Source organism: Micromonospora sp. M61, from assembly GCF_018070245.1.
Classification (GTDB): Bacteria; Actinomycetota; Actinomycetes; order Mycobacteriales; family Micromonosporaceae; genus Micromonospora; species Micromonospora zamorensis.
The window spans coordinates 63,752-87,357 of the sequence record NZ_JAGPYA010000006.1 but is presented as its reverse complement, the minus strand read 5'-3'; the positions used below and the strand labels follow the sequence as shown (position 1 = coordinate 87,357).

Below are 23,606 nucleotides of genomic sequence, written 5' to 3'. Positions count from 1 at the left end.
GATGAGACGCGCCACCCTCTGGCCGGACCACCTGCTTCCCGACCACCATGTCCCGCCACCGTGGCCGGGCAGGGAGGTCCGCCTCGACGGCCGGGTCACCTACGTACGGGACACCCCGGCCACCGCCGCCGGCGCGGAGCCGGCACTGTACGTGCACGGGCTGGGCGGGTCGTCGCAGAACTGGACCGACCTGGCCGGGTTGCTCGCCGACCGGCTCGATGGTCAGGCCATCGACCTGCCCGGCTTCGGCCGTAGCGAGCCGGGCCCCCGCTACACGATTCCGGCGTTCGCTGATCTGGTGGTCCGCTGGATCGAGCACTCCGGTCGGGGCCCGGTTCACCTGTTCGGCAACTCGCTGGGCGGCACGGTCGCGGTCCAGGTGGCCGGGCTCCGGCCCGACCTGGTCCGTACGCTCACCCTGATCTCCCCGGCGCTGCCGTTCCTCGACTTCCGTCGCTCGTTGCAGGGGCGGATGCTGCCGGTGCTCGCCATCCCGCGCGGCGAACGGCTGGTCGCCCGGCACCTCACCCAGCTCGCTCCCGAGGTGATGGCCCAGCAGGTGCTGGAGGCGTGCGTCGCCGATCTGAGCCGCATCTGCGACCAGCGCCGGGCCGAGGCGCTGGAGGAGATCCGGGTCCGGTACGAGGCGGAGCACTACGCCGCCGCGTACGTCCGGACGTTCCGCGGTCTGGTCTCCAGCTTTCTGCGGGCGTACCTGCCCGGGCCGGGTTCGCTGTGGCGCCTCGCCGAGGCGGTGCGCGCACCGACCCTGGTGGTGGGCGGCCGAGCGGATCGCCTGGTCGACGTGCGGGTCGCGCCGCAGACCGCCCGGGTCATCCCGGACAGTCGACTGATGATGCTCGACGGTGTCGGTCATGTGGCGCAGTTGGAGGTGCCCCGGCTGGTTGCCCGGGCGGTGGTCGGCCTCCTCGCCGAAACGGGGGACACCGCCAGGCGGCCTGATCTGGCAGGCTGACGTGGATGCCCAGCTCAGCCCCCCTCCCCGGTCGCCGTCAGCGACGCTTCGCGCTGTTCGCCCAACTGGTGGCGGTGGTGTTGGCGGTCGGCGCGGTGGTGACAGTGATCGCCGAGGGGCCGGGTGGGCATCCCGCTGCCGACCGGTTGGCCGCCGACGAGATCGCCTCGCTGCCGCCGCTGGTGGCCGCGCCACTGCCGCCGTCGGTCAGCCCGCCGCCCTCCGAGGCGGTTGCGTCCAGCCCGTCTCCGGTGCTGCGGGCGCCCGGTGCTGTTCCGAGTGCCGGCACGGGGGGTTTCGGCTACGACACCCGCTCCGGCCCGGTGCTGGGCCGTGCGGGTGAGCTGCGGCGTTACCGGGTCGCTGTGGAGTCGGGCAGCAACGAGGACGCCGCCGAGTTCGCGCTGGCGGTGCAGACGGCGCTCGCCGGGCCGGGCAGTTGGGTCGACAGCGGCAGGTTGCGGCTTCAGCAGGTGCCCGGGGCCGCGCCTCGCGACTTCACCGTCTACCTGGCCACCGCCCGTACGGCGGGTCGGATGTGCGCCGACGGTGGGGTGGACATCCGGGTCGGGGGTCGGCCGTACACGTCCTGCCGCGCGCCCGGCCAGGTGATCATCAATCTGGATCGGTGGCGGCTGTCCGTGCCGCACTTCGTCTCGGTCGGCGTGCCGCTGGCGGTCTACCGGACGTACGTGGTGAACCACGAGGTGGGTCACCAGCTCGGGCATCGGCACGAGCGCTGCCCGGGGGCGGGCAGGCCGGCGCCGGTGATGATGCAGCAGACGCTCTTCCTCAACGGGTGCCGGGTCAACCAGTGGCCGTACCTCGACGGGCGTCGTTACGCCGGTCCTGCCCTCTGACCGACGGGCCGACGCGCCGACCTTCCAGCCCTCCATCAGGCGTCTTGCGGCAAAAGCGGCAAATTCGGAGATATGCCCGAATAATCTGGCAGGCTCGACGTCATGACGCCGTCGTCCCGTTACGGCCCGCCCCAGCCGCCCGACCCGTCGGGCCGTCCGGTGTACGTGCGTCCCACGCTCGTCCGGATGCACCGGCGCCGCCGCCGCAGCCTGCTGCTCGGCCTGCTCGTCCTCGCCACCGCGATCGGCGTGACGCTCTACCGCACCGGCGAGCCGCCAGCCGAGACTCCCGCCACGACCCAGGGCGGCATGGGTCACGGGGGCGGGGTGGTCGCGCACCCGGTGCCCACCAGCTACCCGTCGGTCGGAGCGGGACGATTCACCGCAGCCGACGGCGAGACACCCGAGCACGGTGCGGACGGTCCGCTGCGCCGTTACCGGGTCGCTGTCGAACGTGGCACCGGCCAGGACGCCGACGCGTTCGCCGCCACTGTCGACGAGGTGCTGGGCGACCCACGCAGTTGGATCGCCTCCGGCGACCTGCGGGTGCAAAGGGTGGCCGACGCGGGGGCCGCCGACTTCACCATCTACCTGGCCACCCCGGTCACGTCCGAGCGGATGTGCGCCGAGGGCGGGCTGACCACCGAGCGCTACACCTCCTGCCGCCTGCCCGGTCAGGTCATCATCAACCTGGCCCGCTGGATGGAGGCGGTCCCCGACTACGGCGCCTCGCTGGACACCTACCGCACCTACGTGATCAACCACGAGGTGGGCCACGAGTTCGGCGAGGAGCACGAGGCCTGCCCCGGGCCGGGGGAGCCCGCGCCGGTGATGCAGCAGCAGACGTACGGCCTGAACGGCTGCGTCGCCAACGCCTGGCCCTACCTCGACGGCCGTCGCTACGCGGGTGACATCGTCCCCTGATCGACCGGGTCGTCGGTTATTCCCGCTCCCGCATCGCGGGCCACGTGTCGTCCCTCATGGCCGAGCAGGGCTCCGGCGAGCAACAATGGCGCGGTTCACACCGCCGATCCCGGGGAGTCCACCGTGTCGTTGCCCCCGCTCGTCGAGCCCGCCGCCGAGCTGACCGTTGACGAGATCCGCCGCTACTCGCGCCACCTGATCATCCCGGATGTCGGGGTGACCGGGCAGAAGCGGCTGAAGAACGCCCGGGTGCTCTGTGTCGGCGCCGGTGGCCTCGGGTCACCCGCCCTGATGTACCTCGCCGCGGCGGGGGTCGGCACCCTCGGCATCATCGACTTCGACACCGTCGACGAGTCCAACCTCCAGCGTCAGATCATCCACGGCGTGTCCGACATCGGCCGGTCCAAGGCCGAGTCCGCCGCCGCGTCGATCCGTGAGATCAACCCGCTGGTCAACGTGGAGATCCACAACACCGCGCTGGACCGGGAGAACGTCCGCGAGATCTTCGCGCAGTACGACCTGATCGTCGACGGCACCGACAACTTCGCCACCCGCTACATGGTCAACGACGCGGCGGTGCTGCTCGGCAAGCCGTACGTCTGGGGCTCGATCTACCGCTTCGACGGCCAGGCGTCGGTGTTCTGGGCCGAGCACGGCCCCTGCTACCGCTGCCTCTACCCGGAGCCGCCGCCGCCCGGCATGGTCCCCTCCTGCGCCGAGGGCGGCGTGCTCGGTGTGCTCTGCGCGTCGATCGGCTCGATCCAGGTGAACGAGGCGATCAAGCTGCTCACCGGCATCGGCGAGCCGCTGGTCGGCCGCCTGATGGTCTACGACGCCCTGGAGATGGAATACCGCAAGATCAAGGTCCGTAAGGACCCGAACTGCGCGCTCTGCGGCGAGAACCCGACGGTCACCGACCTGCTGGAAGACTACGAGGACTTCTGCGGCGCGGTCTCCGAGGAGGCCCAGGAAGCGACGCTCGACGCGACGATCACGGCACTCGAACTCAAGGAGTGGCAGGACGCCGGCAAGGACATCTTCCTGGTCGACGTCCGGGAGCCGGCCGAGTATGAGATCGTCCGCATCCCCGGTTCCACGCTGATCCCCAAGGGCGACATCATCTCCGGCGAGGCGCTCGCGAAGCTGCCGCAGGACCGGCAGATCGTGCTGCACTGCAAGTCCGGCGTCCGGTCCGCGGAGGCGCTCGCCGCGCTCAAGGCGGCGGGTTTCCGGGACGCCGTGCACGTGCAGGGCGGCGTGCTCTCCTGGATCAAGCAGATCGACCCGGCGCTGCCCGCGTACTGATCGATGTGCCGGGGTGGCCCACACCGCCGCCCCGGCAAATCGACGCACGTGACGCCGCCCCGCCCGGGCACCCGGAGCGACGCAGCTACTCCGGCCCAACCGATTCTCCGAGGCGGGATCGCGTCTGCGCAGGTAGCGTTCCCGCCGTGGTCGACTTGGAAGCGGCGATCGGGTTCGTCGTGGCGCATGGGGACGCGGTGGAACGAGCCCGCCTCTCCTGGCTTCGCAACGGCACCGCCGTGCCCCCCGAGCTGCTGGAGACGGCCGAGATCGGCCAGTCACCCGACGGCGGTTGGCCGGCCACCTGGGGCGGTGCGATGGCCTCGATCGACGCCACCTGTTTCCGGCTCGCCGAGTTGGACGACCTGGGTGCGCTCGGCCGCCCCGCCGCTCGCCGGGCGCTCGACTGGCTGGCATCGCGACAGCAGGCCGACGGCAGTTGGGACGAGGACGCGTCGCTGGCCGACTCGGCCCCGGAGTGGGCCCGACCCGGCGATCCGGAGGCCGGGTTCCTCCAGACGGCCAACGCCGGTTTCTGGCTCACCGTCGCCGGCCTGGACGCCCGCGCGTCGGGCCCGCTCGACCATCGGGTCGGTGGGGCGTACGCCGGGGTGGTGCAGGCGGCGGCCCACTCGCTCGCCGCGCGGCTGCGCCCGGACGGTAGCTGGCCCTCGTACCTCGCCGCCGGCTGGCTGAGCGCGGCCGTGCTGCACCGGCAGGAGATGTTCCAGGAGTCGGCGCGGATCCAGGTGGTGCTCGCCGAACGGATGCCGAAGATGTCCCCGGGGGACGTGGCGTGGTTGGCATCCACGCTGCGCCGGGCCGGCATCGACCCGCAGGACTGGATCATGGTGCGGGCGTTGCGCCGGCTGACCGAGACGCAGCGCAGCGACGGCGGCTGGGAGAGCGACGACGGCCACCAGTTCGACGTGCACGCCACGTTGTCCGCGATCCGGGCCGCCCGGCCCGCGACGGCCGGAGCCGCCTCGCAGTCGGGCTGAGGCCGGCCTACAGCCTGTCCAGGTCCTCGGTCGGGCCGAGGACCTGGACGCAGGCCTCAGCGCAGGTGCCCGTCCCCGGTGACGACGTACTTGGTGCTGGTCAGCTCGGGCAGACCCATCGGGCCGCGGGCGTGCAGCTTCTGGGTGGAGATGCCGATCTCCGCGCCGAACCCGAACTCGCCCCCGTCGGTGAACCGGGTGGAGGCGTTCACCATCACCGCCGCCGCGTCCACCCGGGCGACGAAGTCGCGGGCCGCGCTCGCCGAGTCGGTGAGGATCGCCTCGGTGTGCCCGGTGCCGAAGCGGCGGATGTGCGCGACCGCCGCGTCCAGCGAATCGACCACGGCGACCGAGATGTCGGCCGACAGGTATTCGGTGGCGAAGTCCTCCTCGGTGGCCGGGACCACGGCGGCGGAGTAGGCAGCCACCTCGGGGGAGCCGTGCACTGTCACCCCGGCCTCGGCGAGAGCGGCCAGCATCGGCGGCAGGAACGCGTCGGCGACGCTCGCGTGCACCAGCAGTGACTCGGCGGTGTTGCAGGTGGAGAGGCGTTGCGTCTTGGCGTTCAGCGTCACCGCGACGGCCTTGGCCACATCGGCGGCGGCGTCGACGTAGACGTGACAGTTGCCCACCCCGGTCTCGATCACCGGAACGGTCGACTCCTCGACCACCGTGCGGATCAGCGACGCGCCCCCGCGCGGAATCAGCACGTCGACGAGCCCCCGGGCGCGCATCAGCTCCTTGACCGAGTCGCGGGAGCTGGCGTCGAGCAGTTGCACCGCGTCGGCCGGCAGCCCGGCGTCGGCGACCGCGTCCCGCAGCACCGCGACCAGCGCGGCGTTGGAGTGCGCCGCCGAGGACGACCCGCGCAGCAGCGCCGCGTTGCCGGACTTGAGGCAGATCCCGGCGGCGTCCACTGTCACGTTCGGTCGCGCCTCGTAGATGATGCCGACCACCCCGAACGGCACCCGGATCTGGCGCAGCTCCAGCCCGTTGGGAAGGGTCGAGCCGCGGACGACCTCGCCGACCGGATCGGGCAGCGCGGCCATCTGGCGCAGCGCGTCGGCGATGCCGGCCACCCGGCCCGCGTCGAGGGCGAGCCGGTCCAGCACGGCCGCGCTCAGCCCGGCCTCCCGGCCGGCCGCCAGGTCCGTCTCGTTGGCGGTCAGGATCTCCGGGGTACGCGCCACCAGCGCGTCGGCCATCGCCACCAGCGCGGCGTCCTTGACCGTACGCGTGGCCACGGCCAACGTCTCCGCCGCCACCCGCGCCCGTCGGGCCTGCTCGCTGACGCTCATGCCGGCACTCCGCTGCGCTCCGTGCCGCCCTGAGGCACCACCGCCCTGAGCCGATGATTCGTTCGCTGACGCTCACTCACTGTTGACTCCTTAGAGCAGCACCAGGTCATCGCGGTGGACGACCTCTCGTTCGTACGCCGGGCCGAGCGCCGCGGCGAGTTCGGAGGTGGAGCGGCCGAGCAGCCCGGGCAGCTCCACCGCGTCGTAGTTGACCAGCCCTCGGGCGACCGGCGCGCCGGCGGTGTCCACCAGATCCACCGGGTCACCAGCGGTGAACGTGCCGTCCACGGCGGTGATGCCGGCGGGCAGCAGCGACTTGCGCCGCCCGACGACGGCGGCCACCGCACCCGGGTCGAGGTGCAGCCGCCCTCGGGGCGAGGTGGCGTGGGCCAGCCAGAACAGCCGGGCCGTCGGGCGCTGCCGCTGCGGGTGGAACAGGGTGCCGACCGGCTCGCCGGCCAACGCCGCACCGGCCAGGTCGGCGGCGGTGAGCACCACCGGGATGCCGAAACCGGTGGCGATCCGGGCGGCCTCGACCTTGGTCACCATGCCGCCGGTGCCGACACCGGACCGGCCGGCCCCGCCGATGGTGATTCCGGCGAGATCCGCGTCGCCGTGGACCTCGGTGATCCGGGTCGACTGCGGCTTGGCGGGGTCGCCGGTCCAGAGCGCGTCCACGTCGGAGAGGAGCACCAGCAGGTCGGCGTGCACCAGGGCGGCCACCAGCGCGGCCAGCCGGTCGTTGTCGCCGAACCGGATCTCCTGGGTGGCCACCGTGTCGTTCTCGTTGACGATCGGCACCGCCCGCAGGTCGAGCAGCTTGCGCAGGGTCCGGTACGCGTTGCGGTAGTGCGCGCGCCGGGTCACGTCGTCGACGGTGAGCAGCACCTGCCCGACAGTGCGGCCGTGCCGGGCGAAGCTGGCCGCGTACCGGCCGATCAGCAGGCCCTGCCCGACGCTGGCGGCGGCCTGCTGGGTGGCCAGGTCGCGCGGGCGTCGGATCAGGCCGAGTGGGGCGAGGCCGGCGGCGATCGCGCCGGAGGACACCAGCACCACCTCGCGGCCTTCGGCGGTGAGCCGACCGAGGGTGTCGACCAGCGTGTCGACGCGCTCGTCGGCCAGGCCGCCGGTGGCGGTGGTCAACGAGGAGGATCCGATCTTGACGACGACCCGCCGGGCCGTCGTGACTGCGTCGCGCACCCGCCCATTCTGCGTGGTCACGGCCGCATCGCCCGGCGGCGTTCCCATATGGTGGCCGATTGTGACACCTGACGAGTACGTCGAGGCGGTGCTCGACCTGGTCGAGCGGATCCCGGAAGGTCGGGTGATGTCGTACGGCGGGGTCGCCGACGCCTTGGCCGAGCGCTCGGGCCGTGCCTCGGCTCGGCTGGTGGGCAACATCATGGCCCGCCACGGCGGTTCGGTGCCCTGGCACCGGGTGGTGACCTCCGCCGGCCGGCTGCCGCCGGGCCACGAGCGGGAGGCGCGGGCCCGGCTGCGCGCCGAGGGGGTGCCGTTGCGCGGCGAGGGCGTGGACATCAGGGCAGCCCGTTGGTCGCCTGATGAGGGGATGTGACCGCCGTCCCAACGTGAGTAACATTCGGCCCCATGAAAACGCAGCCGGGGGCCGGCTCGTCAGCCAACGGCCCGCTGCCCCGTGGCGTGCACGCCGGGTACGCGCTCGGCTCGCTGGCCACCGGCGCGTTCGGCACCGTGCCCGGACTGCTGCTGCTGCCGTACCTGACCGACACGCTGGGCGTGGCCGCCGGCCTGGCCGCCCTGCTGGTGCTGCTGCCCAAGGCATGGGACGTGCTGGTCAACCCGGTCGCCGGGCGGATCTCCGACCGCACCCGGTCACGCTGGGGCGCTCGCCGGCCGTACCTGCTCGTCGCCGGTCTCGGGCTCGCCGTGCTGTTCGCGGCCATCTTCGCCGCGCCCTTCGGCAACGGTCCGGCCGCCGTGGCGTACGTGGCGCTCGCCTTCCTGGCCACCGCCACCGCGTTCGCGTTCTTCCAGGTGCCGTACGTGGCCATGCCGGCCGAGATGACCGACGACTACGCCGAGCGCACCCGGCTGATGACCTGGCGGATCGCCGTGCTGGCGCTGGCCATCCTGGTCTCCGGCGCGGTTGCCCCGCTGGTGGTGACAGCCGGCGGCGACGGCGTGCCCGGGCACCGCTGGATGGGGCTGTTCGTGGCGGCGCTCATCGTCCTCGGCGCCCTCGGCGCGTTTCTCGGCACCCGGTCCGCGCCGAGGGGTGTGGTGGGCGGCAGCGAGCCGACACTGCGCGCCCAACTCGCCGTGGCCGGCGCCAACCGGCCGTTCCGGGCGCTGCTGATCTGCTTCGTGGTGCAGTCCGCGGGCGTGGCGACCATCCTCGCCGGGGTCAATTACTTCGCCGGGCAGGTCCTGCGCGACGAGCAGAGCGGCCCGACTCTGCTCTTCGTCTGCTTCGTCGGGCCGGCACTGCTGGTGATGCCGCTCTGGTCCCGGGTCGGCGCCCGGTTGGGCAAGCGGGTCGCACTTGTCGTCGCCGCGCTGATCCTCACTGCCGGGGCGCTCGCCCTGGTCGCCGCCCCGGTGCTGCCACCGGTCGCCGTCTACCTGGTGGTCGCGGTGCTCGGCGTCGGGTACGCCGGGCAGCAGGTGTTCGCGCTGGCCATGCTGCCGGACTGCATCGCGTACGACACGGCGCGCACCGGACGGCGGCAGGCTGGCGTCTTCACCGGCCTCTGGACCGCCGGGGAGACCCTCGGTCTGGCCCTCGGCCCGGGCATCTACGGCCTGGTGCTCCAGCTCTCCGGGTACGTCTCCTCCGACACGGGCACGGCCGCCACCCAGTCCGACACGGCACGGCTGGGCGTCCTCCTCGGGTTCACGGTCCTCCCGGCCCTGCTGATCGGCCCTCCGATCCTCCTCCTCCGCCGCTACACCCTGACCCCCGCCGTGCTGGCAGTCGCCACTAGCAACGGACGCGTCGATCATGGAGTTGTGGTGGGGGATGAAAGCGGCAAAACCTAAAAAGAAAGGCACCACGACTCCATGATCGACGAGAGCAGGGTTGCGGGCGGGGCACTGTCGTCCGACGGGGTGGCCGCGGATGTCGCGCTGGCGGAGGTTCGCCAACTGCGTGCCGCCGACCGGCCCACGCACGGCGGGCGTCTGTTCGCGTACGTCTATGACCCGGCGGTGCCTGGGCTGGACGACCTGGCTGCCGCCGCGCACCGGGAGAGCGCCCACGTCAACGGGCTCGACCCGACCGCGTTCCCGTCCCTGCTGGCCATGGAGAACGCGCTCGTCGGCGCCGCCGGTCGGGTGCTCGGCGGTGGGCCGGGCACGACCGCGCCCGACGTGGTCGGCAGCGTCACCAGCGGCGGCACCGAGTCGCTGATCCTCGCGGTCAAGGCGGCCCGGGACGCCCACCCGGAGATCACCGCGCCCCGGATCGTCGTGCCGTCGAGCGCGCACGCCGCGTTCGCCAAGGCGGCGCACTACCTGCGGGTGGCGATGGACGTCGTGCCCGTCTCCCTGGACACACTGCGTCCCGACCCGGCCGCGATGGCCGCCGCCATCCGCCCGGAGACGGTGCTGGTGGCCTGCTCCGCGCCGTCCTACGCGCACGGGGTGGTGGATCCCGTCGCGGAGATCGCAGGCGCGGCCGCCGAGGCCGGGGTGCGCTGCCACGTGGACGCCTGCTTCGGCGGCTGGACCCTGCCGTACCTGCGTCGCCTCGGTGAACCGGTGCCGGCGTTCGACTTCGCGGTGCCCGGCGTCACCTCCATGTCGGTGGACCTGCACAAGTACGCATACGCGCCGAAGGGCGTGTCGGTGCTGCTGCACCGCGACGCCGCGCTCCGTGCGCCGCAGTACTTCGCGTACGCCGACTGGCCCGGCTACACGATGATCAACCCGGTGATCGCGTCCACCCGTTCGGGAGGGCCGATCGCGGCCGCGTACGCCACCCTGCGACACCTCGGCGACGCCGGCTACCTGCGGCTGGCCGGCGTCACCCGGGACGCGGTCGCCGGCCTGGCCGACGCGGTCCGCGCCGTTGACGGGCTGCGGCTGATGGCCGAGCCGGAGTCCACGGTGGTCTGCTTCACCGCGACTGACGACGGCCCCGACCTGTTCGTCCTGGTCGACGAGCTGACCGCACGCGGCTGGCACACCCAACCCCAGCTGTCGTACGCCGGCCTGCCGGCAAGCGTGCACCTCACGGTGACCGCCTCGGTCGCGCCCCGGGTGGCCGAGTTCGGCCCGGACCTGGCCGACGCGGTGACGGCGGCTCGGGCGACCGGCCCGGTCGCCCTCCCGCCCGAACTGCGGGCGCTGGCGACGTCGCTGACCCCGGACGCGCTCACCCCGGAACTGGTTGCCGGCCTGGCCGCCGGGCTGGGCCTCGGCACCGGGGCCCTGGATCGGATGGCGGCCGTGAACACCCTGCTCGACGCGGCCCCGGCGCGGTTGCGGGAACGACTGCTTGTGGAGTTCGTGGGCTTGCTTCAACGTCCCGCCTGGTGACGCGGCGACGACCGTGTGCCCGTCGTCCGGAGCAGCCACGGACGGTGGTACGGCACGCCGGGAATTCGGGCGTGCCGTACCACTGGATGGTTCATCGGTAGCGGTAGCGGTCCTCGTTGTCCTCCTGCGCCGACTCGAACAGCGGGTTGTCAGCGGCACCGATCGGCCTGACCCGGGCGATGCCGCTGCCGCTCATCGTGCTCTTGTCCCGCAGCCCGAGCTGGAGGGTGCGCGTAGCACCGGGAGCGAGGGGTCCGATGCGGCAGGTGAGTGGCGACTTCGACGGGGGTCCGCCCGCGCAGACGGACCAGCCTCCGCCCTCGGCGACGGCACCGGGCTGCAAGCCCAGGTTCAACTCGACGAGGGCGGCGGGCGTCGTACCGACGTTGCGGACAACGACCTCCATCGTGCCGGTTCGGGTCCCGTCGGGCTCCTTCGGACCCCAGGAGAAGTCGGCGGCCGTCACCGAGAGGTTCACGAGGTGTGGATTCGGACCGAAGGTCGTCGGCCCGGAGGTCTGCGCGAAGGCGTCACCCGTCCAGCGATAGCTCCGCCACTGCCGCTGCGACCACCTGGCGTCCCAGCCGCCCCCGGGCGCGAGGTCGCCGACCTGCACCCTAACCGTGCCGCCGTCCACCACATCAAGTGCGAACAGCCACTGTGGCTTGTCGCGGGTGCTCGCCACCACGCGGCCGAGCGTGATCACCTCGTTGTCCTCGTTCCGGTCGAAGGCGACCACCTGCATCGGTCCGCCCGTGCCGAGCACGCACTGCACGAGCGCCACGGTTTCCACCGCACCATCCCCGTCCACGTCCCCGTGGTCGAGCACCATGAGCCAGTTCGTGCCCTCACGAGCGTCAGCGGTGAGCCGGATCTGTGACGTCGGGCAGCCCGGACCGGCCCGCCACGCCGGCAGGGTCACCGGAGTCTCCAACAGCTTGGCTCGACTGATGCGACCGTCGGGCACTGTCGAGGTCGGGCTGGCGCTGGTCACGGAGGGACTGGGGATGTCGCTCGGCGTCGGCGACGCCGACACGCTCGGCGTCGGCTCGACCGGGCCCGGCTGAGGGTCCGGGCCGTTCGTCGCCGCGTACCCGATGGCGGAACCGCTGAGCAGCGCGAGCGCCGCCGTGGTCGTCGCGGCCAGCCGGCGCCGGCCGCGCTGCCGTGCGGCCCGACGGACGGCGGCGGGCCCGGGCGCCTCGACCTCCGCCAGCACGGTACGGCGGTAGCGGGCGAATTCCTCGGCGATGCCGAGGGGCTCCTGCTCAGACATCCCGCACCTCCTCGTTGGGGTCGTGCAGGTGGGTCGCGAGTGCCGCCCGGCCCCGGTGCAGCCAGGACTTGACGGTCCCTTCCGCGACCCGCTCCTGGTCGGCGATCTCGGCGACCGTCAGGTCGGCGAGGTAGTGCAGGATGACGGCCCGCCGCTGCTTCGGCGGCAACTTCGCCAGTGCGGCGTCGACCGCGACCCGGTCGGGGCTCGGCCCCGCGACGTGTGTCTCCCGCTGCCGCAGCAGCCACGACTGGGCGGTCCGCAGTCGCCGCCACCGGTTGTGGCCGAGGTTCCAGGCGACCCGACGAACCCAGGCCAGCGGATCCTCGTACCCGGCGAGCCGGTCCCAGCGGGTGTAGGCCCGGCAGAACGCCTCCTGGACGAGGTCCTGCGCCTGCCCACGGTCGCCCGTGTATGCGGTCAGCTGCACCACCAGCCCGCGAAAGTGCGCGTGGTAGAAGTCGTCGAAGACCAGCTTCGTCGGTGGTAGGACGGCGGTTCCCGGCCAGTCCGGTGGACGCCCGCCCACACCTTCGTCTCTCGTCACAACCACCCGTCCTCCCCCGCGGTAGCCACGGGCGTACGTCCGCCCGCATCGATCACACAGCCGGACGCGCCAGCCGGTTGCGGGGTACCGGCGGAACTGTCTGTCGGGTCCCGGACAGCTGCTCGGGTGCGACCCCGGCGACGACGAGGGCCCGGGACCGCAGTGGTCCCGGGCCCTGGTCGGGCGGTGCCTCGTGATCAGGCGGCTGCCACGGTGAACGAGGCGGTGTTGTCGGCCGGGTTGGCGTCCGCCACCACGATGCTGTCCCACTGGGTGTCGAGCTGGAAGGTGGCGGCACCGAGATCACCCGGGACGGTGCCGGGCTCCGCCCGGAGCAGCACATCGAAGCTCCGCTCCTCGCCGGCCATGAAGCGCCCACCCGGGACGACGAAGTTGGTGAAGAAGCTCGGCATGTCCTGCGGGTCGGTGCCCCAGATCTGCACGCCGGCCGGCAACGTGGTCGCTTCGCCGAAGAGGAGATCGTGCGCGGCGTCACCGGCCCACCGGACGGTCACCGGCAGTCGGCCCTGGTAACTGCCGTCCTCCTGCCGCACCAGCGTGGCCGCGGCGGCCGTGCTGATCGACGCTCGTGCCTGGCTGTCCTGCACGTACGGCACGGGGTTGCGCAGAGAGCCCGAGGTGGAGCGGAAGCGCGCGGCGAAGCTCTCCGTGTCCCCGATCGCCTCGCTGCCGTCGCCGACGTTCACCTCGACCCTGCCTCCCCTCGCGATCATCGCGACGCCGCGTGGCGTGGTGAGCGCCTGGAAGGCGACAGTGAACGACCGCCGCTCGCCCGGCTTGAGGTTGTCGCCGGGCACCGAGCAGTTGACGACCCGGCGGTTGTCCTGCAGGCCCTGGAACCCGCACGCGCTGTCCGGCGACAGGTTGCCGATGGAGCCGGCGACCGGCTCGACGATCGTGACGCTGAAGTAGGTGTCGGCTCGACCGCGGTTCGTCACCGTGATCGGCAGGTTGCCCTGGTAACCGCGCTCGGTCGGGTTGAGCACCAGCTGGCCCACCGAGACGTCAGCGTCGAGGCCGTGGCCGGCAGGTGCCGCCGCCGCGGGTGCGCTGAACGCCAGCAGCGCCGCTGCCGGGCCGAGCACAAGGGCGGCCAGCCGCCGTACGGTGCGTGTGGTCATGTCGAAGTCCTCCCGTGGATCCCCGTTGCTGGGCGGCGGCATCTCCGTCGCCCGATGGTGTGCACACGTCCTATGTGGATGGTTGGTTGCGGCTGCGCCTGTCGCCAATCTGACACCGCGGCCCGGGTCGTCGCGCGGCTAGCCGGCCGTCTTCAGCTCGACCTCGTTGTCAGTCCATTTCAGGTCGCTCCACCACCGCTCCTGGGAGTCGTAGTGGATGACCTGCAGGTTCGGCGGATTGTCGATGCTCGGCGGCGCGTAGCGGAACGTGAAGGTGTACGTCTTCCGATCCCCGGCCGGCAGGCCGTCCAGGACGCAGGCGTCCGGCCCATCGGAGCGCACCTCCCGGCACCGGGCCAGGTCCCCGCCGGCGGGCTCCCCAACTGTGTAGAAGTTGCTGAACCCGAGCAGGGGCACGTCTACGGGTCCCTTGTTCACCACCGTGACGGTCACCGTGGCGGCCCGCTTGCCCTTCGCGTCCGGTGCCCCGACGATCAGGTCACCGGCCGTCAGGGTGAGGTCGGTCAGCCGGGGGTCGACCCCGAACTTCGTCGGCCCGGCGGTCTGGTCGAACCGCTCGCCGGTCCAGGCGTACGTCCGCCACTGCCGCTGCGGCGCCCACTCCGGGGTGCTGCAGCAGGGCTGGATGTCCGCCACGTGCACCCGGATCTCTCCGTCGGCCTGCACGGCGAAGTCCGTGACGTCGTCCATCCCCTCCCGGGTGCCGACCACTCGGCCCATCGTGACCACGCGGCCGGCCCCGTCCCGGTCGAAGGCGATCACCTGCTTGGCCGAGGCCTCGCCTTGGCGGCAGGCGACCAGGGCGACCGTCTCAGTGGCACCGTCGCCGTCGAGGTCGGCGTAGCGGGGGTCGCCCAGCAGCGTCGGCACCGAGTCCTGCTGCGACCCGGACCGGAGCCGGACTTCGTCGGTGAGGCAGGTCGTCGGGGCGCCCTGCGGCCAGCGCGGCAGGGCGAGTCGGGCGGCGAGCAGCTGCGACCGGGTGATCCGGCCGTCCGGCGCGGCCGAGGTGGGGCTGGCCGTGCTCGGTGCGGGCGAGGTGGGCGGGGTGGGCGAGGCGCTCGTCCCCGACGGGGTCGGAGTCACGGTCTGAGCCGGTCCGGGCTCGGGCGGCCGGTGCAGGGCTGCGTTCGCGCCCACCGGGATCGCCACGGCGAGCACAACGGCCGCCGCGGTGACCATCGAGGTACGCCGGCGCCGACGGCGGATTGTCTCCCGCACCGCAGCCGTCCCGGCCGGGTGCACCGCCGGGGCGTACGCCTCGCGGAACGCGGCGAACTCGCCGCCGACCAGGATATCGTCGAGCTCAGTCATTGTCGTTCACCTCGTTCGCGGTGGCCAGGCTGACCGCTAGGGCTGCCCGTCCTCGGTGCAGCCAGGACTTGACAGTGCCTTCCGGCACTCCCTCCTGCGCCGCGATCTGCATGACGCTGAGATCGGCCAGGTAGTGCAGCACCACGGCGCGGCGCTGGTTGGTCGGCAACTGGGCCAGGGCGGCGGTGAGCGCGACCCGGTCCGGCCCCGGCCCCGGCATGTGCTCCTCGCGCTGCCGGTGCAGCCACGACTGGGCTGTCCGCAGCCGCCGCCAGCGGCTGGTGGCCAGGTTCCAGGCGACCCGACGCACCCAGGCCACCGGATCGTCGTAGCGGGACACCCGCGACCAGCGGGCGAACGCCCGGCAGAACGCCTCCTGCACCAGGTCCTGTGCCTGCGACAGGTCACCGCAGTAGGCGGCGAGCTGCAGCGTCAACGACCGGAAGTGCGCATGGTAGAGCCCGTCGAAGTCGATCACCTCGCGCTCCTGCGAGCGCGCCGACCGCTCCGCGGTCCCCTCGGGTGGCGGCTCGTCGAGCCGTGGCTCCCTCATCACCGTCATCTGGTCCTCCCCGTACGCGTGCCGCCAACGCGGTCACGTCGGTCACACGCCTTGACGCGGGTATCGGTTGCGCGGGTTGCCGCCGTGGTGCCTGTGGTTGACTGTCGACTCGGAGACAGCTGAGGGAGGCCCGAGGTGCAGCTACCGGCAGTGCTCGGTGAGCCGATCCGGTTCGTGCTGAACTGGGGGCGCCGCTACTCGCTCTGGGTCTTCAACTTCGGGCTGGCCTGCTGCGCGATCGAGTTCATCGCCACCAGCATGGGTCGACACGACTTCATCAGGCTAGGCGTGATCCCGTTCGCGCACGGCCCCCGGCAGGCCGACCTCATGGTCGTCTCCGGCACCGTGACCGACAAGATGGCCCCGGCCATCAAGCGGCTCTACGACCAGATGCCCGAGCCGAAGTACGTCATCTCGTTCGGCGCGTGCTCCAACTGCGGCGGCCCCTACTGGGACTCGTACTCGGTGACCAAGGGCGTCGACCAGCTCATCCCCGTCGACGTGTACGTGCCCGGCTGCCCGCCGCGCCCGGAGGCGCTGCTGCACGGCATCCTGCGCCTACAGGAGAAGATCGCCGCCGAGCAGTCCGGAATCGGCGGAGTGCCCCAGCGCGATGTGCTCGCCGCGCCGCTGGACGCCCCGCCCCGCGAGGCCGCCGCGCCACGCTCGGTCGACTCGCTCACGGCCCCGCCGGTCCGCCCACCTGCCACGAACTGACGGCGGGCTCGCCGGGCCCGGCTAGCCTGCGCACTATGAGCAATTCCGTGGACCAGCGGTCCGCCCACATCATCGACGTGCTCACCGAGGAGTTCGGCGCGTCGATGGCTGTCGACCCGGCCGCCTTCCGCCGCAAGTTTCGCAAGATGGCCGCGTCGCCGTTCGCCTTCTACCGGGGCAGCGCGGCGTTGTTCTACGCCGACCAGCTCGGCGACTTCGCCGACGACCGGTTCCTGGACGGGCGGACCAGCCGGGTGTGGATCCACGGTGACCTGCACGCGGAGAACTTCGGCACCTACATGAACGCCTCCGGGCAGCTGGTGTTCAACGTCAACGACTTCGACGAGGCGTACGTCGGGCCGTTCACCTGGGATCTGCGGCGGCTCGCGGCCAGCGTGGCGCTGCTCGGCTACGGCAAGGCGCTCTCCGACACGGCGATCGGCGATCTGGTGGCCGGCTTCGCCCGGTCGTACCTGACCGAGCTGCGGGCGATCGCCGCCGGAGGGGACGACGCGATCGGCTCGATCACCCTGGAGAATGCCGACGGTGTGCTGCGCCGGGTGCTTCAGCAGGCCCGGCTCAACACCCGCGTCGACCTGCTGGCCGCGCAGACCACCATCGACAACTACGAGCGACGGTTCTCCATCGGTGACGGGGTCTTCGAGATCGACGACGCCACCCGGGACCGGGTGCGTGCCGCCTTCCAGGACTACCTGGGCACCCTGCCGAACGCTTCGACGCAGCTTCGGCCGGTGGCGGCGCGGATCAAGGACGTGGTGCTGCGCAAGGGGGTGGGCATCGGCTCGGCCGGGCTGCCGTCGTACAACCTGCTGTTGGAGGGGCACACCCAGGCCCTGGAGAACGACGTCGTCATCTACATGAAGCAGGCGCAGGTGCCGGCGGTGGCGCGGTACGTCACCGACGAGTCGGTCCGCGGCTACTTCCAGCACCAGGGTCACCGGACAGCCGAGTCGCAGCGGGCGTTGCAGGCGCACGCCGACCCGTGGCTGGGCTTCACCGAGCTGGACGGAGCGGGGCAGCTCGTCGCGGAGGTCTCCCCGTACGCCGCGGACCTGGACTGGTCGGACGTCAACGAGCCGGAGGAGCTGACCGGGGTGCTCGTCGACCTCGGTCGGGCGGTGGCCCGGATGCACTCGGTCGCCGACGACGAGTCCAGTCACGACCTGGTGGACTATTCCACCGAGGAGGCGATCGTCGCGGCGGTGGACGCCGACGAGCCGGGCTTCGTGGCCCACCTGGTGGACTTCGCCCACGCGTACGGGGTGCGCGCCCGGCAGGACCACCAGCTCTTCGTCGACCTGTTCCGCAATGGCCGGCTGCCGGGCATCTGATCGGGCGTGGCGTCGCTCAGGACGCAAACTCCAGCACCACCTTGATGTCGTCCGGCCCCGGGGTGTACGCGTCGGCGTACCTGTTCACCGGCACCCGACGGGTGATCAGCGACTCGAGCCAGACCTGGTCGGCGCCGGCCAGCGCCTGCGCGGCCATGTCCCAGTGCCGCCGGTTGGCGTTCACCGAGCCGAACACCACGTTGTTCTCCAGCACCAGCTCCCGGTTGAGTGCGCCGGCGTCGAAGTTGATGGTCCGGCCGCCGCTGGACACCCCTGCCAGGCAGACGATCCCGGTGGGGCCCGCCTTGCACATGACGTCAAGGACCACGGTGGGCGCACCGGTGCACTCGATCACCACGTCCGGCTCGAAGGGCAGGTCGTTGACCGGCACCGTGTGGTAGGTGGCGCCGAGCCCGGCGACCAGCTCCGGCTTCGGCCCGTCGGTGTTCCGGTCCAGCACGTGGACGGTGAGCCCGCGCTGGGTGGCGAGCAACGCGGCCAGCAGCCCGATCGGCCCGGCCCCGGTCACCAGGACGGTCTGCGGCTGCCACTCGGCCCGGTGCCCGATCCGCTCGATGTGGTCCCAGGCCTTCGCCACCACACTGGTCGGTTCCAACAGCACGCCGACCTGGGCCAGCGCCGGGTCGAGCGCGACAGCGAACTGGGGCTCGATCCGCCAGCGGTCACGGGCGAACCCGGGTAGTGCCTTGATGCCGTGTTCGGTGTACTGGCCGTTGCGGCACATGTCCCACTCGCCGACCGCGCAGTTGGGGCAGGGGACCGGGTCGGGATGCCGGACGATGCCGGCCACCAGGTCGCCGGGTTGCATGGTGCCGCTCGGGTCCTCGATCACCCGGCCCAGTGACTCGTGCCCGATGACCAGGCGGTCCCGCCCCGGTGGCGCCTCGCCGTACTCTCCGGCGATGATCTCGTGGTCGGTGCCGCAGATCCCCACCGCCAGCGCCTCGACCAGGACCGAGCCTTCCTCGGCAGCCGGCTCCGGCTGATCCTCGACGAGGTTCAGCGAGTTGGCGACCCCGGGTTTCACAGTCACAGCGCGCACGCCCTCATCTTTCCCCGCCGGGGGCTGCGCCGCGCCCAAAGCCGGCAGATCATCTGGCATCGGCGGCGGCCCGGGCCCGGGCCCGGTCGGCACTAGGATCAGCGGCATGACTCCCGAAGCCATCGGTGCTCGCCTGGTGGCGCTGCTCGCGCCGGTCGAGGCGACCCCGTCGGTCTCCGGCGGGCAGCGGTTCGCCCGGGCCACCGTCGACGTGCCGCCGGAGAGCTGGCTGGTCGCCGTTCGCGCGGCCCGCGACGACACCGAGCTGGCCTGCGACTTCTTCGACTGGCTCTCCGCCGTCGACGAGTTGGCCGAGGGTTTCGACGTGGTGGCGCATCTCTGGTCGACGCGGCTGCGGCACGGTGTGCTGCTGCGTACCCGGTTGCCGCGTGCCGAGGCCACTGTCGCGTCTGTGGTGGACGTCTACCCGGGTGCCGCCTGGCACGAGCGGGAGACGCATGAGATGTTCGGCATCGACTTCGCCGGCCACGGCGAGCTGCGTCCGCTGCTGCTGCCCCCGGAGTTCGAGGGTCACCCGCTGCGCAAGGAGTTCGTGCTCGCTTCCCGGGTGGCCAAGCCCTGGCCGGGCGCGAAGGAACCGGGCGAGTCGGAGGCCGGCGGTGGGCGTCGACCGATCCGCCCGCCGGGTGTTCCGGCTCCGGGTGAGTGGGGCCCCACGCCCACCCCGGCCGGCGCGGGTGGTGTGGGGGAGGGGCCGCGTGGCGGCACCCCGGCCAGACCCGCCGGTGACCGTCCGGCGCGGCCCGCTCCGGGGGCCCGTCCGGCGCGTACTCCCCGGTCTGCCGCGGCCGACGACGGCCCGGCCGTGCCCGAGCAGCCTGCGCCCGCTGCCAGCCCGGGCTCACCCGACCAATCGGCGCCCGGCCCGGTCGCGGACCCGCCGGCCCGCGCCGAGCGCACCGACGACGACGGGGGTACGACCTGATGCCGCTCTGGGTGGAGCTGGTGCTGCGGGTGGGTGGCGTGCTGGTCGCGTTCCTCACCCTGCCGTTGCTGGTGGGCCAGGCCGAGCACAAGGTGATGGCGCACATGCAGGGCCGGCTCGGCCCGATGTACGCGGGCGGCTTCCACGGTTGGGCCCAGTTGGTCGCGGACGGGGTCAAGTTCGTGCAGAAGGAGGACGTGACCCCGCGCGAGGCGGACCGGGCGGTGTTCCGGCTGGCCCCGGTGGTGGCCCTGGTGCCCTACCTGCTGGTGCTGCTGGTCATCCCGCTCGGCCCGAACGACCTGGTCGGGCAACCTCTGGACATCGGCTTGTTCTTCGTGCTGGCCGTGGTCGGTGTCGGGGTGGTGGCGGTGCTGATGTCGGCGTGGGCGTCGGCCAACAAGTACAGCCTGCTCGGTGGGCTGCGCGGTGCCGCACAGCTGCTCGGTTACGAGCTGCCGCTGGTGCTGGCCGCTGCGTCGGTGGCGATGGCGGCGGGCACGCTCAGCCTGTCGGGCATCGTCGAGGCGTGGCAACCGTGGTGGCTGCTCTGGCAGGCGCCCGCGATGATCATCTTCTTCGTCGCCGGGGTGGCCGAGATCCGCCGGCCGCCGTTCGACATGCCGGTGGCCGACTCGGAGCTGGTCTTCGGTTACATGACCGAATACACCGGGCTGCGTTTCGCGTTCTTCCTGCTCGCCGAGTACGTCGGCATCGTGGTGATCGCCGCGCTGACCACTGTGCTGTTCCTCGGCGGATGGCAGGGTCCGTTCGCGGACGACCAGTTGGGTTGGCTCTGGACGCTGCTGAAGGTCTTCGCCGTGTCCTTCGTGATCATCTGGCTCCGGGTGTCCTACCCCCGGCTGCGTGAGGACCAGCTCCAGCGGCTCTGCTGGCTGGTGCTGGTGCCAGCGTCCCTCGCCCAACTGGTCCTCACGGCAGCCGTCCGCGTCGCCCTATAGGAGCGCCGCTCAGCGCAGCGGGGTGTGTGCCGGGTTTACCGGCTCGGCTGGTGGTGGGGGCGGGGTGCCGTCGCCGAACGGACGGCCACCCAGCGTTTCCCGGCCGTGCGGGGTGAGCCAGTTCGACAGGTCGGGGCCGAGCGGCACGATCCCGGTCGGGTTGATGTCGCGGTGCACCTCGTAGTAGTGCCGCTTGATGTGGTCGAAGTCGATGGTGTCGCCGAAACCGGGGGTCTGGAACAGGTCCCGGGCGTACGCCCACAGCACCGGCATCTCGCTCAGCTTCTGCCTGTTGCACTTGAAGTGACCGTGGTAGACGGGGTCGAAGCGGACCAGGGTGGTGAACAGCCGCACGTCGGCCTCGGTGATGGTGTCACCGACCAGGTAACGCTGGTCGGTCAGCCGCTCGGTCAACCAGTCCAGCCGGTCGAAGAGCTGGTGGTACGCCTTGTCGTACGCCTCCTGGTTGCCGGCGAAGCCGCACCGGTAGACGCCGTTGTTGACGTCCCGGAACACCACCGCGTTGACCTCGTCGATCTGCGCCCGCAGGTGCTCCGGGTAGAGCTGCGGAGCGCCGTCGCGGTGGTACGCGCCCCACTGCGTCGACAGGTCGAGGCTCATCTGCGCGTAGTCGTTGGTCACCACCTGCCCGGTCGGCACGTCCACCATCGCCGGCACGGTGATGCCGCGCTCGTAGCCGGGGAAGCGCTTGAAGTACACCTCCTGGATGCGCTCGATGCCGAGCACCGGGTCCCGCCCGTCCGGGTCGAGGTCGAAGGTCCAGCTCCGGGCGTCGTGGGTCGGGCCGGCCACCGCCATCGAGATGGCGTCCTCCAGGCCGAGCAGCCGTCGCACGATGATCAGGCGGTTGGCCCACGGGCAGGCCCGACTGACCGCCAGCCGGTACCGGCCCGGCTCCACCGGGTACCCGTCCCGCCCGTCCTCGGTGATCCGAGTGGCGATGTACCGCTGGTCGCGGGTGAACTCGCCACCCGGCTCGACGTACTTCCCGCCTGTTTCCTCGCCCACGTCACCCTCCCGGTCCGGTCAGTGTCTCTACCCCATCCTTACGGATCTACCGCTCAGCGACGCGGAGTGGACCCCGTTACCCTGCCGGCATGACGGATGTGGAGGCCGCGGCCCGCCGGTTCATCGCCGAAGTGTGGAACGCGCGCCGGGAGGAGTCCGCGTACGAGTTGATCGCCGACGACTGCCCGGGGCTGGGCGGCACCGGGCCGGAGGCGACGCTGGCCTGGCACCGGGAGCGGCGGGCGGCCTTCCCGGACCTGCGCTACAAGATCGTGGACGTGGTGGCGGCCGGCGAGCGGGTGGCCGTGCACTGGCGGGCGGCCGGCACGCACGCCGGGCAGTTCGGGCCGGTGCCGCCGACCGGGCAGGTGGTGAGTTACTCCGGTGCGACGTTCCTGCGCTTCGACGCGGCGGGCCGGATCGTCGAGGTGTGGAGCTGCAACGAGCTGTTCCAGCTCCTCCAGCAGCTCGGCGTCGAGATGCTCCCACCGACCGTCGTCAGCGGACCCGGGGCGTGATCCGGCTGATCGGCAGATTGATCGGAAAGGGCTCGCCGGTGTCGACGAACTTCGTCCACCGCCCCGTCTCGCTGTAGACCTCGTTCACCGCGTCGATCCGGTAGGTGACGACCTCCAGCGCGCCACCCTGCGTCTCGATCCGCCAGTAGAACGGGATGCCCGCCTGGGCGTACAGCGCCGGCTTCAACACCCGGTCGATGGAGCGGGTGTTCGGTGAGACGATCTCGACGGCAAGGACCACCTCGTGTGGCTCGTACTTCGACGGCTCCCGCGCCGCCGCGGTGGCCGTGGTGATCAGCACGTCGGGGATGAAGGACCGCGTGCGGTTGATCCGCACCTCGACGCCCTGGGTCACGTCATAGCCCTCGGGGCAGTCAGCGTGCAGCTCGGCCATCAGTAGCCCAGCGATGATTTGGTGCGTGCGGGTGGGGGAGGGGGACATCAGCAGCACTCCATCGAGCAGTTCCCGGCGGCGGCCATCCTCGGGCAGCGCATCCAGATCGTCAGTCGTCCACCCGCCCTCGGGCGGGTAGTCGCTCTGCAGCGCGGCGGTCATGGCAGGTCCTTCCAGGTGCGTTCGTTCTCCCCGCGACCACGGTATCGCCCTGGACCTGTGGGTGGTGGTCGCGCGCGCCGGGGCCACAGGGCAGGATGGTCGGCATGAGCGACCCCAGCGAGCACGGCGACCCGGCCAGCGCCACCGGTGCGCGTGGCCTGCCCGGCGCGGGCCTGGTAAAGGGGTTGGCGGTCACCCTCAAGACGATGACCAGCCGGACGACCACCCAGCAGTACCCGGACGTCGCCCCTGAGCTGCCGCCCCGCTCGCGTGGCGTGATCGCGTTGTCCGAGGAGAACTGCACGGTCTGCATGCTCTGCGCCCGTGAGTGTCCGGACTGGTGCATCTACATCGACTCGCACAAGGAGGAGGTGGCGGTGCCCGGCGCCGCCCGCCCCCGCCAGCGCAACGTGCTCGACAAGTTCGACATCGACTTCTCGCTCTGCATGTACTGCGGCATCTGCATCGAGGTCTGCCCGTTCGACGCGCTCTACTGGTCGCCGGAATTCGAGTACGCCGAGTACGACATCAAGGACCTGCTGCACGACAAGGACCACCTGGGTCAGTGGATGGCCACGGTTCCGCCGCCGCCGGCGCACGACCCGAACGGTGAGCCGGCCAAGGAGGAGACCGCCGCCGCGCGCAAGGCGGCCGCCGCCCGTCCGGCCCCTCCATCGGTATTGTCCGACGCCGACCAGGACCCGGCGTCGTGACCG

Annotated in this window: 23 protein-coding genes and 1 pseudogene; 14 read left to right on the top strand and 10 right to left on the bottom strand. The window is 72.0% G+C overall.

Features of this window, described 5'->3' with window-relative positions:
* The first annotated feature begins 1 nt into the window (after position 1).
* The 5 genes from KBX34_RS05585 to KBX34_RS05565 all read left to right on the top strand — a co-directional run bounded on the left by KBX34_RS05585 (position 2) and on the right by KBX34_RS05565 (position 5,066).
* Positions 2-976: an alpha/beta fold hydrolase gene (locus KBX34_RS05585; protein WP_210923594.1), complete on the top strand. Its 975-nt coding sequence runs from the start codon at positions 2-4 to the stop codon at positions 974-976.
* Between the two features lie 5 nt (positions 977-981).
* Positions 982-1,836: a DUF3152 domain-containing protein gene (locus KBX34_RS05580; RefSeq protein WP_210923593.1), complete on the top strand. Its 855-nt coding sequence runs from the start codon at positions 982-984 to the stop codon at positions 1,834-1,836.
* A 102-nt stretch (positions 1,837-1,938) separates the two neighbouring features.
* Entirely contained in the window at positions 1,939-2,760 is an 822-nt protein-coding gene (locus KBX34_RS05575) for a DUF3152 domain-containing protein (protein ID WP_210923592.1), read from the top strand.
* Positions 2,761-2,883: 123 nt separating this feature from the next.
* A complete protein-coding gene (moeZ, locus tag KBX34_RS05570; protein WP_088950282.1) occupies positions 2,884-4,065 on the top strand; it encodes an adenylyltransferase/sulfurtransferase MoeZ in 1,182 nt (393 codons plus the stop codon).
* Positions 4,066-4,103: 38 nt separating this feature from the next.
* Positions 4,104-5,066: a prenyltransferase/squalene oxidase repeat-containing protein gene (locus KBX34_RS05565; protein ID WP_374223657.1), complete on the top strand. Its 963-nt coding sequence runs from the start codon at positions 4,104-4,106 to the stop codon at positions 5,064-5,066.
* 56 nt (positions 5,067-5,122) lie between these two features.
* Here the strand turns inward: KBX34_RS05565 and KBX34_RS05560 are convergent, their stop codons facing one another.
* Positions 5,123-6,364: a glutamate-5-semialdehyde dehydrogenase gene (locus KBX34_RS05560; RefSeq protein WP_210790952.1), complete on the bottom strand. Its 1,242-nt coding sequence runs from the start codon at positions 6,362-6,364 to the stop codon at positions 5,123-5,125.
* Positions 6,365-6,454: 90 nt separating this feature from the next.
* Positions 6,455-7,612, bottom strand: coding sequence for a glutamate 5-kinase (gene proB / locus KBX34_RS05555; protein ID WP_088950280.1), 1,158 nt, complete (start codon positions 7,610-7,612; stop codon positions 6,455-6,457).
* A 13-nt stretch (positions 7,613-7,625) separates the two neighbouring features.
* Between proB and KBX34_RS05550 the strand changes: the two genes are divergently transcribed.
* Genes KBX34_RS05550 through KBX34_RS05540 form a run of 3 tightly spaced genes read left to right on the top strand, consistent with a single transcriptional unit; the run spans position 7,626 to position 10,885 of the window.
* A complete protein-coding gene (locus tag KBX34_RS05550; RefSeq protein ID WP_088950279.1) occupies positions 7,626-7,940 on the top strand; it encodes an MGMT family protein in 315 nt (104 codons plus the stop codon).
* Positions 7,941-7,972: 32 nt separating this feature from the next.
* Positions 7,973-9,385 (top strand): MFS transporter, encoded by a 1,413-nt coding sequence (locus tag KBX34_RS05545; RefSeq protein WP_210923591.1) that lies wholly within the window; start codon positions 7,973-7,975, stop codon positions 9,383-9,385.
* Between the two features lie 21 nt (positions 9,386-9,406).
* Positions 9,407-10,885, top strand: a complete 1,479-nt coding sequence (locus tag KBX34_RS05540) for an aminotransferase class V-fold PLP-dependent enzyme (RefSeq protein WP_210923590.1) — start codon at positions 9,407-9,409, stop codon at positions 10,883-10,885.
* A 91-nt stretch (positions 10,886-10,976) separates the two neighbouring features.
* On the opposite strand, the gene KBX34_RS05535 is transcribed toward KBX34_RS05540, so the two are convergent.
* From KBX34_RS05535 to KBX34_RS05515, 5 genes are all read right to left on the bottom strand, one after another.
* Positions 10,977-12,161, bottom strand: coding sequence for a hypothetical protein (locus tag KBX34_RS05535; RefSeq protein WP_088950276.1), 1,185 nt, complete (start codon positions 12,159-12,161; stop codon positions 10,977-10,979).
* A complete protein-coding gene (locus tag KBX34_RS05530; RefSeq protein ID WP_088950275.1) occupies positions 12,154-12,714 on the bottom strand; it encodes an RNA polymerase sigma factor in 561 nt (186 codons plus the stop codon). Before KBX34_RS05530 ends, KBX34_RS05535 begins: the two co-directional genes overlap by 8 nt.
* Positions 12,715-12,905: 191 nt before the next feature.
* Positions 12,906-13,850: a hypothetical protein gene (locus KBX34_RS05525; RefSeq protein WP_210790943.1), complete on the bottom strand. Its 945-nt coding sequence runs from the start codon at positions 13,848-13,850 to the stop codon at positions 12,906-12,908.
* Between the two features lie 138 nt (positions 13,851-13,988).
* Positions 13,989-15,185, bottom strand: coding sequence for a hypothetical protein (locus KBX34_RS05520; RefSeq protein ID WP_210790941.1), 1,197 nt, complete (start codon positions 15,183-15,185; stop codon positions 13,989-13,991).
* Positions 15,178-15,747, bottom strand: coding sequence for a SigE family RNA polymerase sigma factor (locus KBX34_RS05515; protein WP_210923588.1), 570 nt, complete (start codon positions 15,745-15,747; stop codon positions 15,178-15,180). Before KBX34_RS05515 ends, KBX34_RS05520 begins: the two co-directional genes overlap by 8 nt.
* 135 nt (positions 15,748-15,882) lie before the next feature.
* Here KBX34_RS05515 and KBX34_RS05510 point away from each other — a divergent pair, with 135 nt between their 5' ends.
* Complete coding sequence (locus tag KBX34_RS05510) at positions 15,883-16,464, top strand: NADH-quinone oxidoreductase subunit B (RefSeq protein WP_210923587.1); 582 nt, start codon at positions 15,883-15,885, stop codon at positions 16,462-16,464.
* Positions 16,465-16,499: 35 nt separating this feature from the next.
* Positions 16,500-17,816, top strand: a complete 1,317-nt coding sequence (locus KBX34_RS05505; RefSeq protein WP_088950270.1) for a DUF2252 domain-containing protein — start codon at positions 16,500-16,502, stop codon at positions 17,814-17,816.
* A gap of 16 nt (positions 17,817-17,832) precedes the next feature.
* Here KBX34_RS05505 and KBX34_RS05500 read toward each other — a convergent pair whose 3' ends face one another.
* Positions 17,833-18,879: a glucose 1-dehydrogenase gene (locus KBX34_RS05500; protein ID WP_210790929.1), complete on the bottom strand. Its 1,047-nt coding sequence runs from the start codon at positions 18,877-18,879 to the stop codon at positions 17,833-17,835.
* Positions 18,880-18,985: 106 nt separating this feature from the next.
* Between KBX34_RS05500 and KBX34_RS05495 the strand changes: the two are divergent.
* Together KBX34_RS05495 and KBX34_RS05490 are read left to right on the top strand one after the other, a co-directional pair.
* Positions 18,986-19,582: pseudogene (locus tag KBX34_RS05495) on the top strand (NADH-quinone oxidoreductase subunit C); the annotation flags it as partial.
* Between the two features lie 242 nt (positions 19,583-19,824).
* On the top strand, positions 19,825-20,787 hold the full coding sequence (locus KBX34_RS05490) for a complex I subunit 1 family protein (RefSeq protein WP_088950268.1): 963 nt from the start codon (positions 19,825-19,827) through the stop codon (positions 20,785-20,787).
* A 9-nt stretch (positions 20,788-20,796) separates the two neighbouring features.
* On the opposite strand, the gene KBX34_RS05485 is transcribed toward KBX34_RS05490, so the two are convergent.
* Positions 20,797-21,816 carry a glutathione S-transferase family protein gene (locus tag KBX34_RS05485; RefSeq protein WP_210923583.1) on the bottom strand — a complete coding sequence of 340 codons (1,020 nt, stop codon included), beginning with the start codon at positions 21,814-21,816 and terminating at the stop codon, positions 20,797-20,799.
* 89 nt (positions 21,817-21,905) lie between these two features.
* Here KBX34_RS05485 and KBX34_RS05480 point away from each other — a divergent pair, with 89 nt between their 5' ends.
* Complete coding sequence (locus tag KBX34_RS05480) at positions 21,906-22,334, top strand: ester cyclase (protein WP_210923582.1); 429 nt, start codon at positions 21,906-21,908, stop codon at positions 22,332-22,334.
* Here KBX34_RS05480 and KBX34_RS05475 read toward each other — a convergent pair.
* A complete protein-coding gene (locus tag KBX34_RS05475; RefSeq protein ID WP_210923580.1) occupies positions 22,315-22,890 on the bottom strand; it encodes a Uma2 family endonuclease in 576 nt (191 codons plus the stop codon). The two genes, KBX34_RS05480 and KBX34_RS05475, sit on opposite strands and share 20 nt — an antisense overlap.
* Before the next feature lie 95 nt (positions 22,891-22,985).
* Here KBX34_RS05475 and KBX34_RS05470 point away from each other — a divergent pair, with 95 nt between their 5' ends.
* Positions 22,986-23,603 (top strand): NADH-quinone oxidoreductase subunit I, encoded by a 618-nt coding sequence (locus tag KBX34_RS05470; protein ID WP_210923578.1) that lies wholly within the window; start codon positions 22,986-22,988, stop codon positions 23,601-23,603.
* Positions 23,604-23,606 lie beyond the last annotated feature (3 nt).

Excerpts from the sequence above, each read along its gene's own strand:
- KBX34_RS05490 (WP_088950268.1), top strand. The coding sequence starts at position 19,825 with ATGCCGCTCTGGGTGGAGCTGGTGCTGCGGGTGGGTGGCGTGCTGGTC.
- KBX34_RS05480 (WP_210923582.1), top strand. The coding sequence starts at position 21,906 with ATGACGGATGTGGAGGCCGCGGCCCGCCGGTTCATCGCCGAAGTGTGG.
- KBX34_RS05535 (WP_088950276.1), bottom strand. The coding sequence starts at position 12,161 with ATGTCTGAGCAGGAGCCCCTCGGCATCGCCGAGGAATTCGCCCGCTAC.
- KBX34_RS05545 (WP_210923591.1), top strand. The coding sequence starts at position 7,973 with ATGAAAACGCAGCCGGGGGCCGGCTCGTCAGCCAACGGCCCGCTGCCC.
- KBX34_RS05540 (WP_210923590.1), top strand. The coding sequence starts at position 9,407 with ATGATCGACGAGAGCAGGGTTGCGGGCGGGGCACTGTCGTCCGACGGG.
- KBX34_RS05580 (WP_210923593.1), top strand. The coding sequence starts at position 982 with ATGCCCAGCTCAGCCCCCCTCCCCGGTCGCCGTCAGCGACGCTTCGCG.
- KBX34_RS05470 (WP_210923578.1), top strand. The coding sequence starts at position 22,986 with ATGGTCGGCATGAGCGACCCCAGCGAGCACGGCGACCCGGCCAGCGCC.
- KBX34_RS05525 (WP_210790943.1), bottom strand. The coding sequence starts at position 13,850 with ATGACCACACGCACCGTACGGCGGCTGGCCGCCCTTGTGCTCGGCCCG.
- KBX34_RS05520 (WP_210790941.1), bottom strand. The coding sequence starts at position 15,185 with ATGACTGAGCTCGACGATATCCTGGTCGGCGGCGAGTTCGCCGCGTTC.
- KBX34_RS05475 (WP_210923580.1), bottom strand. The coding sequence starts at position 22,890 with ATGACCGCCGCGCTGCAGAGCGACTACCCGCCCGAGGGCGGGTGGACG.
- KBX34_RS05560 (WP_210790952.1), bottom strand. The coding sequence starts at position 6,364 with ATGAGCGTCAGCGAGCAGGCCCGACGGGCGCGGGTGGCGGCGGAGACG.
- KBX34_RS05585 (WP_210923594.1), top strand. The coding sequence starts at position 2 with ATGAGACGCGCCACCCTCTGGCCGGACCACCTGCTTCCCGACCACCAT.
- KBX34_RS05575 (WP_210923592.1), top strand. The coding sequence starts at position 1,939 with ATGACGCCGTCGTCCCGTTACGGCCCGCCCCAGCCGCCCGACCCGTCG.
- proB (WP_088950280.1), bottom strand. The coding sequence starts at position 7,612 with ATGGGAACGCCGCCGGGCGATGCGGCCGTGACCACGCAGAATGGGCGG.
- KBX34_RS05515 (WP_210923588.1), bottom strand. The coding sequence starts at position 15,747 with ATGACGGTGATGAGGGAGCCACGGCTCGACGAGCCGCCACCCGAGGGG.
- KBX34_RS05505 (WP_088950270.1), top strand. The coding sequence starts at position 16,500 with ATGAGCAATTCCGTGGACCAGCGGTCCGCCCACATCATCGACGTGCTC.